General features: G+C 61.7%; 13 protein-coding genes. 2 read left to right on the top strand and 11 right to left on the bottom strand.

The annotated features are described in order from the left end of the window. Positions 1 to 4: 4 nt before the first annotated feature. Entirely contained in the window at positions 5 to 880 is an 876-nt protein-coding gene (locus ACN0WV_RS17095) for an amidohydrolase family protein (protein ID WP_417607382.1), read from the top strand. A 155-nt stretch (positions 881 to 1,035) separates the two neighbouring features. On the opposite strand, the gene ACN0WV_RS17090 is transcribed toward ACN0WV_RS17095, so the two are convergent. From ACN0WV_RS17090 to ACN0WV_RS17080, 3 genes are all read right to left on the bottom strand, one after another. Beyond that, positions 1,036 to 2,022: an MDR family oxidoreductase gene (locus ACN0WV_RS17090; RefSeq protein WP_417607381.1), complete on the bottom strand. Its 987-nt coding sequence runs from the start codon at positions 2,020 to 2,022 to the stop codon at positions 1,036 to 1,038. 108 nt (positions 2,023 to 2,130) lie between these two features. Beyond that, the gene (locus ACN0WV_RS17085; RefSeq protein WP_084354438.1) at positions 2,131 to 2,763 is read right to left on the bottom strand and encodes a DUF1326 domain-containing protein; all 633 of its coding nucleotides are present in this window, start codon (positions 2,761 to 2,763) and stop codon (positions 2,131 to 2,133) included. A gap of 17 nt (positions 2,764 to 2,780) precedes the next feature. Continuing rightward, positions 2,781 to 3,533, bottom strand: coding sequence for a DUF2182 domain-containing protein (locus tag ACN0WV_RS17080; protein WP_417607379.1), 753 nt, complete (start codon positions 3,531 to 3,533; stop codon positions 2,781 to 2,783). A gap of 73 nt (positions 3,534 to 3,606) precedes the next feature. Between ACN0WV_RS17080 and ACN0WV_RS17075 the strand changes: the two genes are divergently transcribed. Then, positions 3,607 to 4,341 carry a FadR/GntR family transcriptional regulator gene (locus ACN0WV_RS17075; RefSeq protein WP_417607377.1) on the top strand — a complete coding sequence of 245 codons (735 nt, stop codon included), beginning with the start codon at positions 3,607 to 3,609 and terminating at the stop codon, positions 4,339 to 4,341. A gap of 29 nt (positions 4,342 to 4,370) precedes the next feature. Here the strand turns inward: ACN0WV_RS17075 and ACN0WV_RS17070 are convergent, their stop codons facing one another. The 8 genes from ACN0WV_RS17070 to ACN0WV_RS17035 all read right to left on the bottom strand — a co-directional run bounded on the left by ACN0WV_RS17070 (position 4,371) and on the right by ACN0WV_RS17035 (position 13,773). Beyond that, entirely contained in the window at positions 4,371 to 5,180 is an 810-nt protein-coding gene (locus tag ACN0WV_RS17070; RefSeq protein WP_417607375.1) for a TIM barrel protein, read from the bottom strand. Continuing rightward, complete coding sequence (gene iolB / locus ACN0WV_RS17065; protein ID WP_417607374.1) at positions 5,180 to 5,986, bottom strand: 5-deoxy-glucuronate isomerase; 807 nt, start codon at positions 5,984 to 5,986, stop codon at positions 5,180 to 5,182. Before iolB ends, ACN0WV_RS17070 begins: the two co-directional genes overlap by 1 nt. Positions 5,987 to 5,997: 11 nt before the next feature. Continuing rightward, a complete protein-coding gene (iolE, locus tag ACN0WV_RS17060; protein WP_417607373.1) occupies positions 5,998 to 6,909 on the bottom strand; it encodes a myo-inosose-2 dehydratase in 912 nt (303 codons plus the stop codon). Beyond that, positions 6,906 to 8,738: a 3D-(3,5/4)-trihydroxycyclohexane-1,2-dione acylhydrolase (decyclizing) gene (gene iolD, locus ACN0WV_RS17055; RefSeq protein ID WP_417607371.1), complete on the bottom strand. Its 1,833-nt coding sequence runs from the start codon at positions 8,736 to 8,738 to the stop codon at positions 6,906 to 6,908. The genes iolE and iolD overlap by 4 nt, the downstream gene beginning before the upstream one ends. 5 nt (positions 8,739 to 8,743) lie before the next feature. After that, positions 8,744 to 10,645, bottom strand: a complete 1,902-nt coding sequence (locus ACN0WV_RS17050; protein ID WP_417607369.1) for a bifunctional 5-dehydro-2-deoxygluconokinase/5-dehydro-2-deoxyphosphogluconate aldolase — start codon at positions 10,643 to 10,645, stop codon at positions 8,744 to 8,746. Between the two features lie 209 nt (positions 10,646 to 10,854). After that, entirely contained in the window at positions 10,855 to 11,673 is an 819-nt protein-coding gene (locus tag ACN0WV_RS17045; protein ID WP_084354425.1) for an ATP-binding cassette domain-containing protein, read from the bottom strand. A gap of 1 nt (position 11,674) precedes the next feature. Beyond that, the gene (locus ACN0WV_RS17040) at positions 11,675 to 12,781 is read right to left on the bottom strand and encodes an ABC transporter permease (protein ID WP_417607367.1); all 1,107 of its coding nucleotides are present in this window, start codon (positions 12,779 to 12,781) and stop codon (positions 11,675 to 11,677) included. Between the two features lie 71 nt (positions 12,782 to 12,852). Beyond that, a complete protein-coding gene (locus tag ACN0WV_RS17035; protein ID WP_084354421.1) occupies positions 12,853 to 13,773 on the bottom strand; it encodes a sugar ABC transporter substrate-binding protein in 921 nt (306 codons plus the stop codon). Positions 13,774 to 13,805: the final 32 nt, after the last annotated feature.

The raw sequence follows: 13,805 nt of genomic DNA, 5'->3' as shown, positions 1-13,805 counted from the left end.
AACCATGGTCGATTTTTCCAAGGTCCGCGCGATTGATATCCACACCCATGCAGAAGAACCCTGCGGCTGCCATACCGATGACGGTTATGATGAATTGCAGCGCACCATGGCAGGGTATTTCGGTGCCCCGTGGGAACATCCCCCGACCATTCCCGAAACCGCCGCGCATTACCGCGAACAGAACATCGCGGCGGTGATCTTTCCCGTCGATTCCGAGCGTGAGACCGGCTACCGGCGCTATTCCAACGACGAGGTTCTGGAACTGGTCAAACAGAATGACGACATCCTGATCCCCTTTGCGTCCATCGACCCGTGGAAGGGCAAGATGGCGGTGCGCGAAGCACGGCGACTGGTGGAGGACCATGGCGTCAGGGGCTTCAAGTTTCATCCGACCTTGCAGGGGTTCTATCCCAATGATCGGATGGCCTATCCGTTTTATGAAGTGCTGGCAGAGCATAACTGCGTGGCACTGTTTCACACCGGGCAGACGGGCGTTGGGTCGGGGATGCGTGGCGGCAACGGGATGCGGCTGAAATACTCCAACCCGATCTATCTGGATGATGTGGCAGTGGACTTTCCCGATATGAACATCATCGCCGCCCATCCCAGCTTTCCCTGGCAGGAAGAGGCGCTGGCGGTCGCCCAGCACAAGCCCAATGTCTATATCGACCTGTCGGGCTGGTCGCCGAAATACTTCCCGCCGATCCTTGTGCGCTATGCCAACAGCCTGCTGAAAAAGAAGATGCTGTTCGGATCTGACTGGCCGATGATCTCGCCCGAGAAATGGCTGAACGCCTTCGACAAGGCGGATTTCAAGGACGAGGTGCGCCCGCTGATCCTGAAGGAAAACGCCATGCGGCTTCTGGGCGTTTCCGAGTGACCCCGTTGCCCCTTTTCGGGTGGCATTTGGTTTTCCATGCGCGATGTTGCCGTGGCCGGAAACGTGTCGCGCTGGATTGATGACATGCCGGTCGGTAATTTGACCGTGCGGGGCGACGCCGGTCGCCGCCCTACACGTTCACCCCGCGTCGCCCGTCAGGCGATTACATCGACGACCACCCGCCCCTTGACCTGACCTTTCAGGATGTCTTTGCCCAGACCCGGCAGGTCCGAAAGCGTGGCGGTTTGTACCATCGCCTCCAGCTTGTCCATCGGCAGATCCTTGGCGATCCGGCCCCACGCGCGGACGCGGTTCTGATATGGCTGCATCACGCTGTCGATGCCCAGCAGGTTGACGCCGCGCAGGATGAAGGGCGTGATCAGCGCGCCCTCGATCGCGGCCCCGCCGGCAAGGCCGATCGCGGCAACGGAAGCGCCATATTTCATCTGCTTCAGCACCCGGCCCAGCATGGCTCCGGCGACGGCATCCACACACCCGCCCCAAAGCTCTGCCTCCAGCGGTTTGCGCGTCTCCTCGGTCAGCTCTTCCCGCGCAACGATCTGGGTGGCACCAAGGCTCTTGAGGTAATCCTCCTGCTCGGGACGCCCGGTAACGGCGGCGACCTCGTGACCCAAATTGGCAAGGATCGCGGTCGCGACCGACCCCACACCGCCCGCGGCCCCGGTGACAAGCAGCGGACCATCCTTCAGCCCCTGATCCTCCAGAGCCATCACTGCCAGCATCGCGGTCAGACCTGCGGTGCCCACGGCCATCGCCTGACGGGTCGTCAGCCCCTCGGGCAGGGGCACCAGCATATCGGCGCTCACACGCGCCTTTTCGGCATAGCCGCCCCAGCGGTTTTCGCCGACGCGCCAGCCCGTCAGGACAACCTTGTCGCCGGGCTTGTAGCGGTCGTCCTCCGATGTCTCGACCGTCCCGGCAAAGTCGATGCCGGGCACATGGGGATAGGTACGCACCAGCCCGCCACCGGGACCAATGCACAGCCCGTCCTTGTAGTTGACGGTGGAATACTCGACCGCAACGGTGACATTGCCCTCGGGCAATTGATCTTCGCTGATGTCCTGAACCGAGGCAGAGGTCTTGCCCTCGTCATTCTTCTCAACAAGCAGAGCCTTGAACATGGTGTCCTTTCCTGAAAGCCAGTTATCTTGTGAATGGGTCCGGTGCGCAGGCCATCGGGCGCCCCGGCCGTTTATGTGGTCTTGCTGCGTGCGACTGCTGTCGCTGGTTCAGCGCGGCCCGTGCCAGTCGATCTGGCAGATCTCGGCCGAGCGTCCGTCGAAATCCCAGACCCGGCCATAGGCCCGCAGCTTGCCTTTTTGCGCAGAGGCCACGGTGATATCGGGGCCCATCCAGTATTGCGTATTGGTGATGACCAGATCCTTGTCCTCATCCTTGCCGCCGACCGGCGTCACCACGCCCTGAATTTTGCGACCGACGGTGATATGACGTGTCTTGCCCTCGGTCTCGTAGGTGACAGGCTGACGCTCATGGCCCAAAATCTCGCTGACCAGGATCTTGAACAAGCCGGTCGTGCCGCGCGAGGCACCGCTGAAGATCGAGACAAGCGCGTCATATTGCGCGTCTGTCGCACGGTCGTCGATGAACAACGCGACCTTCCAGTTGCCGCGCGACATCATGCCGGGGATCTCGATCATCAGACCGACATTCAGGCCCGCGAGGTCGGTTTCGCCGTGTTGACCCTGATCAATGCGGACGCCGCCCCAGGTCTGGCAATGCCCCTCTGTCGGGGGATGTTTGCCAAGGCTGACAACGCAAGGGCAGAACACCGTGCAGTTGCAGTTCAGGATCAGCTCTCCCTTGAGCGTCCAGTCGGGAATGGTGGTGGCGTCCAATGCCATTGCGGGGCTCCTCGGTTTCAGAAAAGTGGTATCGCAAGCCCGGCGGCGATCAGGGCGACGCCAAGCGGTTTGGTCAAATAGCGGCCAAGGTCGGGCAGTTTCTCCAGCGTCATCAGAACCATGGCCAGACCCATGAAGGCCAGATTCATGGTGCCGCCGACAAATCCAAGCAGCATCAGCGCCCAGCAGCAGCCGACGCAATCCAGCCCCAATCGCAATCCGTTGCGATACGGGCCTTCGTCCCAATATTGCATGAAGAATGTCAGCGGTGCGCGACAGCGCGACAGGCAGGCGTCTTTCATTGCGCTGAATTGATAGAGGCCCGCGCCGATCAGCAGAACCATCGTCAGCGGTACGGAAAGGCTTTGCCCGAACCCGCCGATCAACCCCAGATCGTAGAGGCTGACCTGTGCCATCGCGGCGATCACGGAAAACCCGATCCATGCTGTGAGATAACCGCTCAACAGCTTGCCCAGACCCGTCGGGGTGATGCGGCCCAGATCTTCATAGGTGGCAAAGGCGGGCAGGGCGGTGGGTGCCATCATCGCGGCGCTCATCAGCGCCCACATCGCGAATGCGGATGCAAAGCCGGACGCGCCGAACCCGCCGCTGCACAGCAATTCGACAAAGGACGCGCCGTAGGTCGCCTCAAGGCTTCGCAAATCTGACGGGATGGCCATGCGGAACAGCACCGCCCAGCACAGTATCGTAGCGCCAAAAAAGGCAAGCCAGTGCGCGCCGCGTAGTGATCTGATACGCAATGCGAGCATGGCCCCTCCTTCCTGTCCTGCATCTGACGATCAAGCTTGAAAACAAAATGCCTGACATTTAAATGTAAGACAAATGAAAAGAGACAAGCGAAATCAACCACCAGACCTGCCCGCGCAGATTGCCAAGGCAATTCGCGATTCCATTCTGGCCGGAGATTTGATGGCCGATGACCGTCTGCCGTCAGAGTCGGATCTGGCCGAGACATTCGCAGTGTCGCGCCCGACAGTGCGCGAGGCGTTGAAACGGCTTGCGGCGCAATCGCTTATTCGCACCGAACGCGGGGCATTTGGCGGGGCTTTCGTCCGACGCCTGTCCTACAAGGAAGCGCAAGCGTTGCACGCGACGGCCTCGACCCTGCTGTTGTCGATCAACGAGGTGGATTTCGACATCGCCTGCGAAGCGCGCTTCGCGATGGAAAAATCCTGCACGGCACTGGCTGCGCTTCGCCGGACAGGCGATGATCTGGCGGCGATGCGGGCAGAGATTCACCGCCAGAGCCAGCCCGACCTCAGCGACGAGGCGTTCTGTGCGTCGGATGTTGCCCTGCACCGCGCGCTGGTGGATGCGGCGGCCAATCCGATCCTGTCCTATCAGCTTGCCGGTGCGGTCGAGGCGATGCAGCCCTTGATGAACATGATCACCTTCAGCGCCCGGTCGCGGTCTCAGATCGTTCGGCTGCATACAAGGCTGACGGATGCGGTAGAGGCCCGCGACGCAATTGGCGCTGATACCGTGCTGTCAGAGCTTGAGAGCTACACGCTGGAGTTGGGCAAGCGGTTCATTGCGTCACGCGCGGCCTCGGGTTAGCACCGGGCGCGGCCAGAACGGTTTCCCGCCTAGTCAACTGACGGTTCTGCTGAAAATGCGAGTCGGAACGCTTCCAGTGCGGTGTCAGGGTCACCTGCGGCAAAGGCTTCCATCCCGACCGGGCCATGATACCCCAACCCGATCAGCGCTCGTGCAACCACGGCATAGTTGATCTCTCCGGTGCCCGGCTCACAACGGCCCGGATTGTCAGCGACCTGTATCTCGCCGATCCATGGCAGGCATTTTTCACACCAGCGGATCAGATTCCCTTCGCCGATCTGCGTGTGGTAGAGGTCAAGATTGATCCGCAATTGCGGTCGATCCACCGCAGAGACCAGCGCCAGTACGTCCGCCGTGCTGGCGAACGGGCAACCGGGGTGATCCAGCGCGTTGAGGTTTTCCAGTGTGAAAACGACGTCTTCTTTCTCTGCCAGATCGCATAGACGGTGCAGCGTATCCCTGGCCTTCAGCCACATCGCGCCACTGACAGTTTCCTGTTGCCGGATCGGGATGCCGCCATCGCCCAACCCCGTGCCATGCAGGTTCAGCCGGTCCACGCCCAGACGTTTGCCGACCTGCGCGGCCTCGCGCGCAGAGGCCAGCAGCATGGTGGTGCCTTCCTCATCGGCCAGCCGACCTTCAAGATAGCCGTTCATAATGGTGAAGTTTGCACCTGTCCTTTCCAGCGCGTCCAGATCCCAGGCGGGCCAGTTCCAAAGGCCGACGCCAAAGCCCATCTCGGTCAGGCGCGCCGCGCGCCAATCCATTGGCCTGTCCTGCCAGAGCATCTCGGCGCAGGCCGCAAGCTGGAACGGTTGGCGCATCCGTTGGTCTTTCATCACGCGTCGCGCTCCATGATCCATGCGACCGGTGGGGCCGGAACAAAGCGCCATTTGCGCAAGGGGCCTGCCATGACGTTGAGGTAGTACATCTCGAACCCGTAGGGTGCGCCGCAGGGGTGGTGGCCGCGCGGCACCAGCACCACATCGCCATCCGCCACGGCCATGGTTTCGTTCAATTGCAGGTCGTCGGTGTAGACCCGCTGGATGCCGAACCCGTCAGCGGGGTTCAGGCGGTGGTAATAGGTCTCTTCGAGATAGGTGATGCGCGGAAAATCGTCTTCGTCATGCCGGTGGCTGGGGTAGGAGGACCAGTGGCCTGCGGGGGTGAACACCTCTGTCACCAGCAGGCTGTCGCAGTAATCCTCGTTTTCCATGGCGATATTGTTGATGTGGCGCGTGTTCGTGCCCTTGCCGCGTTCGGTCAGGGTGATACCCTCCGGGCCGATGCGCCGCGCCGCGTGGCCGCCTTTGCCGGGGGCCGCGCAGACGGCGATCACGCAATCGGTTGTGGCCTCGGCCCGCCAGTCGGTTCCATTGGGCAGATAGAGGCAATGCGGCGGGGATTTCTCGAACACGTTCATGCGCTCGCCCAATTCGCCCCAATCCTGATCCGCGCCAGTGATCCTTGCCTTGCCCTCGACCATGACAAGGATCACCTCATTGTCGCCGGTCGCCTCTGCGGCGGTATCCCCCGGTTTCAGCCGGTACAGCGAGAAGCCGACATAGCGCCAGCCCGCGCTTTCGGGGGTGATCGCATGCACCTTGCCGCGCGTGCCGAAGGGTTTTCGTTGCAGGTCCGCCATGGGGGGCTCCTTCAGGTTCTGGTGTCGATGGTCAGGCCGGATTTGCCACAAATCTCGACGATATGGTCGTAGCCCAGCTTGGAATACTCGCAGGGATTGGCCTTGGCCGGATCCTGTTCGGCCTCCACCACGATCCAGCCCGCATAGTCCATCCTTGCCAGCGCGTCGGTGACGGCCTGAAAGTCGACGCAGCCTTGCGGATCGCCCGGTACGGTGAAGGCACCCGCAATCACACCGTCCAGAAAGCTGCGGTTTTCGGCGCGAATTCTGGCTGTCACGTCCGGGCGGACATCCTTGAAATGAACATGCCGCACGCGGTGCCCCCATTTGTCCAGCGTCGCCATCACATCGGCCCCGCCAAAGTGCAAATGTCCGGTGTCGAACAACAGCGTCACCTCGTCCGCGCTGCCTTCCATCAGCCAGTCGATGTCGTCCTGATCCTCGATCATCGAGCCCATATGGTGATGATAGGCCAGCACCAAGTCTTGGTCCGCCATCCACTTGGCAACGTCGGACAGCTTGGCGGCATAACCCGTGATCTCATCGCGCGACAGTTTGGGCCTGTCATTGACAGGCGTGTTTATCTGGCCCTGCACGGTGTTGGAACATTCCGCATAGACAAGGCAGGGCGCGTCGAGGGCCACGAATTGCGAAACCTGCTGGCACACCGCCTCTGTTTCCTCGGCCACGGTGGAGACCATCAGATTGCCCGAACACCAGCCCCCGCAAAGCGCGATGTCACTGGCGGCGAGGTAATGGCGCAGCCCGTCGGTATCCTGCGGCATCCGGCGGCCCCGTTCCACACCGGTATAGCCGATCTGGCGCGCCTCTTGCAGCGCCTGTTCCATCGTGAAACCCGCCGTCAGATCCGGAAGGTCGTCGTTCTGCCACGCGATGGGAGAGATCCCGATCCGGACGCTCATTGGGTTTTTCTTTTCTCAAGGGCCGCCTCATAGGCCGCGCGTTTTTCATTGACCTCCGGGCGGGTGCTGACCTCTGGCACGGCAACCTCCCACCATGTGCCGCCATTGGGGGTGGACGGGTAGGGGTCCGTGTCGATGACAATGACATAAGGCCCGCTGATGTCGCCGCGTTTGGCCAGCGCATCTTCCAGTTCGGCAATCGAGGCGACCTTGACCGAGGTCGCGCCCATCGCGCGGGAATGCGCCGCAAAGTCGATGGCCGAAGGCGTCTCGTGGATCGTGTGATCCAGCAGGTTGTTGAACTCTGCCCCGCCGGTGCCCATCTGCAGCCGGTTGATGCAGCCATACCCGCGATTGTCCGTCACCACGACGGTAAACCTGATCCCCATCATCGCGGCGGTGGCCATTTCGGAATTGGCCATCATGTACGTGCCGTCACCGGTAAAGCAGATCACGTCACGGTCGGGCTGGGCCATCTTGATGCCCATCGCACCCGCGATCTCGTACCCCATGCAGCTAAAGCCGTATTCCATGTGATAGGCACCGGGGCGGGGGGCTTTCCACAGCTTGTGCAATTCGCCGGGCATCGTGCCGGCCGCGCACATGGCAACGGTGTTGTCATTGGCGGCGCGTTGCACCGCACCGATGACCTGCATATCCGTGGGCAGCGCGTTGCCGTCGGTCGGCGCATCGGTCAGGGCATCGACGGCTGCAAACCAATCCGCCTTCAGGTCGGGGGCAAGCGCGTCGGCCTTATAGGCACCAAGCGCGGATGTCAGTTCTTCCAACCCGACCAAAGCGTCGGATTGCACCGGCATGGCACCGTGCTTTTCAGCGTCATAGGCGGCGGTATTCAGGCTGATCAGCACGCGGGCGGGGTTGGCGAACAGCCCCCAAGATCCAGTGGTGAAGTCCTGAAACCGCGTGCCCACGCCCAGTACCAGATCGGCACTCTCGCAGATCTTGTTGGCCGGGTCGCCACCTGTCACCCCGATGGGTCCAAGGTTCAGCGGATGGTCCCAGGCCAGTGCGGATTTCCCGGCCTGCGTTTCGGCCACGGGGATGTCATGCGCCTCGGCAAAGGCTTGCAGCGCTTCGGTTGCACCAGAGTAATGTACGCCTCCGCCTGCAACGATTACCGGGTTTTTCGCGGCCTTGATGGCGGCCACCGCGCGGTCCAACTCGCCCATGTCGGGGCGAATGCGGCGCTGATACCAGATCTTTGGCTCGAAGAAGCTGATCGGGTAGTCATAAGCCTCTGCCTGTACGTCCTGACAAAAGGCCAGCGTCACCGGGCCGCAATCTGCCGGATCGGTCATGGTGCGGAAGGCGCGGGGCAGGGCGGTTAGCAGATGTTCGGGCCGCGAGATCCGGTCGAAATAGCGGCTGACGGGTTTGAACGTGTCAGTGGCCGTGACCGTGCCATCGCCGAAGCTTTCGATCTGTTGCAGCACCGGATCGGGGCCGCGATGCGCAAACACGTCACCGGGGATCAACAGGACAGGAATGCGGTTCACATGCGCCAGTGCGGCAGCCGTAACCATGTTGGTGCCGCCCGGCCCGATAGAGGTGGTCACGGCCATCGCCCGCCTGCGGCCCGACTGCTTGGCATAGGCGATCGCCGCATGCGCCATGGTCTGTTCGTTATGGCCGCGCCAGGTAGGGATCTGGTCGCGCGCGCCGTGCAGTGCCTCGCCGATGCCCGCGACGTTGCCATGACCGAAGATCGCCCAGATACCGGCGATGAACGGCTCGCCCGTCTCGGTCATCTGTGCGGTCAGATAGCGCACCATCGCCTGCGCAGCGGTCAGTCTGATTGTCTTGCTCATCGTCGTTATCCTTTTGCTGCGATGCGCGCCGCATCCCAGATCTCGCAAAGCCGGGCGTAGCGCCGGGCCATTTCCTCTACCGCGTCGCTGTCCGGCATTTCGCCCGCCATCCAACTGCGCGCGACTGAGCCAAAGATCGTCCGGCCCACCGCGAAGCCTTTGACCAGATCATACCGCGCGGCCAGTTTGAAGCTTGCCGCCAACTCCTCTTCGGGCGCGTCAAGGCCCAGCACGACAATCCCGCGCGTGTGTGGGTCGTTGCGGGTGATGGCCTCGACCGTCTTTGTCCAGGCGGCTTCGGTCTTGAGCGGCTCCAGCTTCCACCAGTCGGGATAGACGCCAAGGTCGTAGAAGCGCTGGATCAGCGTCGCGGTCGTGTCATCGTCAATCGGTGCCACTTTCGAAGGGATCACTTCGAGCAGGAATTCCAGATGATTGCGGCGGCAGGCATGGAACAGGCGCAGGATTGTCGCCTCTTGATCGGCCCAGATTGCCGCATCATCATCGGGGTGGCAGAAGCACAGCACCTTGACCACCTGATCGCGCGGCCATTCGCCAAGCCCGCCCAGATCGGGGCCAAGCTCTGCCTCCAGCGTCAGGGGGCGCGAGCCGGGCCATTCGGTGGGCCGTCCGACCCAAAGCCCGGAGCCGCTGGCCGCGTGCAACGCATCGCGGCCGATCCGGTCGTCACACAGGATGCCGTATCCCGGCTTGCCATTCTGGACTTTGCGCGCCACCTCAAGGCACAGCGACTTGAATGCGCCGCCCTTGTCCTTCGTGTAGCCGTCGATCTCCTCAAGCTGCATTCGGTGGTCGAAAGCAAAGACCCGCATCGTCGACCAGTCCCCCCGACGGTTGGTGGACCAGTGGACCTGTTCCAGTTCCGCATCGTTGCGCAGGTCCGGGCGCAGGACGCCGCGTTTCAGGAAAAACTGCATCTCGTCCCAGGACGGATAGGCGGGGGTGCACCCATGGCGGCTGACCGCAAAGGCACCGCAAACATTGGCGTATTTCAGCGCGGTGGGCCAATCCTCGCCGTCCAGCCAACCTTTGAGAAGGCCCGACATGAACCCGTCGCCCGCGCCCAGCACGTTGAACACCTCGATCGGGAAGCCCGGTCCGGCCTCGCCATCGTCAAGGCTGTCGGGGATCGCACCGGTAAAGGCCACGGCACCGGCAGCGCCGCGTTTGCAGACCAGCGTGGCGGCCGACACCTCGCGCACGGCACGCAGGGCCGCGACGGTATCGGTGGTGCCGCCTGCGATGTGGAACTCTTCTTCGGTGCCGACGATCAGATCGAACAGATGCAGCGTCGATTGCAACTTGGCCGTGACCTTTTCGCTGGCGACAAAGCGGCTTTCGCCGTCGCCATGCCCGGCCACGCCCCACAGATTGGGGCGGTAGTCGATGTCCAGCGCGGTCTGCATGTCGTTCGCGCGGGCAATTTCGAGCGCCTTCAGCGTCGCGGCCTCTACCTTCGGGTGGCTGAGATGGGTGCCGGTGGCCACGACGGCCCGCGCTGAGGTGATGAAATCCGGATCAATATCATCGACCGTCAGCCCCATATCGGCGCAATTCTCGCGGTAGAAGATCAGCGGAAAGCTGTCGGAATCGCGGATGCCGAGCAATACCAGCGCCGTCAGCCGGTCGGGATCGGTCTTGACGCCCGTTGTATCGACGCCTTCGCGCGCCAGTTCCTCTCGGATGAACCGGCCCATATGTTCGTCACCCACACCGGTGATGACGGCGGATTTCAACCCCAGCCGCGCCGTACCGCAGGCAATATTGGTGGGGCTGCCGCCGATATATTTGTCAAAGGACCGCATATCCTCCAACCGGCCACCCACCTGGCCACCGTAAAGGTCCACCGATGACCGGCCAATCGTGATCAGATCAAATGTTTTCACAGTCTTTGCCTTTCAAAACGGTCAAGCGCATTCAAACGCCCAAGCGCGGAAACTCAGATGCTCGACCCGGATGCAGACGCATCAGCCGAGCGGTGTCTTGAAACGGTGCGAACCGCTTCGCGAGGGGCTGTCAGGACGGCCACCTAGCGGGCCGTGCGCCAAGTTCCCCGCTGCGGGAGGGCGCATGGTTCATCCTTGCCAGTGGCGGGTCAGACCGTACCGCCAAGCGACCCTTCAAGCGCCGCCATCTCTTGTCCACCGGCCATCAGATCCTGAAGCTCTTCGGGGGAGATATCGCCGCGTTTCGCGGTGCCTAGCGTCTGGCCCCGGTTGAGCACGGTAAACCGATCCCCCACCGCCAGCGCATGGCGCACGTTGTGACTGATGAAGACCACGCCGATGCCCTGGTTGCGCACCTTGTCGATGGTCGCCAGCACGTTGGAAGTTTGCCGCACCCCCAGCGCCGAGGTCGGCTCGTCCAGGATCAGAACCTTGGCACCGAAATGCACCGCTCGGGCGATGGCGACGGTCTGACGCTCGCCGCCGGACAGGGTTCCCACAGCCTGATCGGGACCGCGCAGGTTGATGCCCATCTTGCGCATCTCGGTCATCGTGACCTCGTTGGCATAGTCGATATCGAACCTTTTCAGCAGGCCTTTTCCCTTTGTGGGTTCGCGTCCCATGAAAAAGTTCCGGGTCACGCTCATCAGCGGGATCATGGCAAGGTCCTGAAACACCGTGGCGATCCCGGCCTCCATCGCATCGCGCGGGGTGGAAAAGCTCATCGGTTTGCCTTCGAACAGGATCTCGCCTTTCGTGGGCTTGTGAACGCCCGACATCGTCTTGATGAAGGTCGATTTGCCAGCACCGTTATCGCCAAGAAGGCAGTGGCATTCACCGGGGCGGACATCAAAGCTGACCCCGGCGAGCGCGATGATATTGCCGAAATGCTTTTCGATATTCTTCATTTCGACAATGGGCGCTGCACTCGTGGCGTCGCCGTGGTGGAATGTGCTGTCATCAGTCATATCAACGCTCCCCCGTGACGCGCTTGCGGATCGCGTTGTTGAACAGGACTGCAATCAGCAACATGCCACCAAGGAAAACCTGGAACCAATCCTGATCGAAATCCGTGTAGGTCAGGCCAATCACCACCATGCCGAAGATGATCGCCCCGAAAAAGGCCCCGATGGCAGACCCGTAGCCGCCGGTCAGCAGGCAGCCCCCGATCACGGCGGCGATGATGGCTTCAAACTCTTTCTGAAACCCACGGCGGGCATCGGTCGAACCTGCGTCGATCACGGTAATAATGGCCACCAGCGCCGCGCAACAGGCCGTGAGCATGAAGAGAGACACCTTGACCCGCGTGACAGGGACGCCGGAATTGGAGGCCGCAGTGGTGTCACCGCCGGCCGCGAAGATCCAGTTGCCCGCAGGCGTGCGCAGCAGAACATAAGTGGCCAGTAGGGTGATCACCACGAACCACAGGATTTCCACCGGGATGCCGGGCACTTTCGGGGTGCCGTTCTTGAAGGTTTCGACCCACCCGTTTTCGGCCAGCCAAGCGAAAAGGCCGGGAAAGGCATCGCCCGAGAAGAATGGCGTCAGCCAGTCTGTCTCGGTTGCGTCACGCACGCCGCGTAGCTGGGTGGACCCGCCGGTTGCGGCCTTCAGGCCAACCAGCGACAGGCCGCGCAGGATGAAAAGAAACGCCAGTGTCACGATAAAGGATGGCAGCCCGGACCTGATCACGATGGTTCCGTTGATCGCGCCGACACAGCCTGCAAAGACAAATGTCAGCGGGATTGCGACCGCCAGCGGCAGGCCCCAGTTGATCACGCAGACGGCAAAGAACAGGCCCGCAAAAGCGACCATGGACCCGATGGACAGGTCAAACTCGCCGCCAATCATCAACAGCGCGGCACCGATTGCCAGAATACCCAGTTGAGAGGCCGGAGACATGAAGTTCATAAAGCCCGACAGGCTGAACATGGACCCGTCCGCAGTGATCGAGAAAAAGATGACGACAAGAATGACACCGGCAATCGCGCCCAGCTCTGGCCGCTGCATCAGTTTTGCGAAGAAGGGTTGCGATTTCACCCTTTCATCGACGGGTGGGGTAGATGAATTTTCCATGTGATCCTCTTGGGTTCCACGGGGTCGGGACCGAAATGCCGAGCCCTTTGGTCTACTCCGTCAGACTTGGATCAGCGAATGCCCTGCGCCGACAATTCTACAACCTGTGCGGCCTTGTCGGACGTGACCAGGTTTGGACCCGATGGCACGTTGCCGCCCGGCATCAGGCCGTATTTCGCATTCAGCGCCATGAAATTGACCGAAAGGTAGCCTTGCAGAAATTGCTGCTGGTCGACCGCGAAGGCCGCATCGCCATCCACCACGGATTGCAGAAAGTTGGCTGAGAGATCGAACGAAGCCACGTTGACGTCGCGGCCCGATGCTTTGGCCGCGGCAACCGATGGCTCGCCCGCAGTGCCGGCACCCAGTGCCATCACGGTGTCGACGCTTTCATCCGACGCCAGCGCGGCGCTGACTTTCGACTCGATTTCAGTCGGGTCGTTGGAGGTGGGTAGAACGGTGACATTACCGCCAAAACCTTCGGCGAACCCGTCGCAGCGTTGGTCAAGCGAGACGTTGCCGACCTCGTGGTTCACGCAAATGCCATTTGTGCCGCCCATCTCGGCCAGCTTCTCGCCCGCGGCCTTGCCTGCGTCGAATTCATCCTGACCGACATGCAGCAGGGCACCAAGTCCTTTGGAGACGTCAGAACCCGAGTTGATCGAGATCACCGGAATACCTGCCGCAACCGCACGTTCGATTGACGGCCCCAGCGCATCCGCGTCGGGGATCGACACGATCAGCCCGTCAGGTTCCTGATTTACCGCCGCGTCGATCAGCTGGGACATGGCCACCATGTCAAAGGTTTCCGGTGCGCGGTAATCGACGTTGATGCCGGTATCCTTGCCGGCCTGCTCCACGCCGTTTTTGACGACATTCCAGAACGCGTCATTTGCCTGACCGTGTGACACCACAACGATGTCCTGAGCGAATGCCGGTGTTGTCAGTGCAATCGCGCTGGCTGCCAGTGCGCCTTTCAATAGAGTGTTCATTGTCTTCCTCCCAATGAGTTATGGTAATGCGG

This window comes from Primorskyibacter flagellatus (assembly GCF_048268605.1).
GTDB classification, from domain to species: Bacteria; Pseudomonadota; Alphaproteobacteria; order Rhodobacterales; family Rhodobacteraceae; genus Primorskyibacter; species Primorskyibacter flagellatus.
Note: the sequence above shows the minus strand (reverse complement) of the source record. Positions and strands in the feature narration are given on the sequence as shown.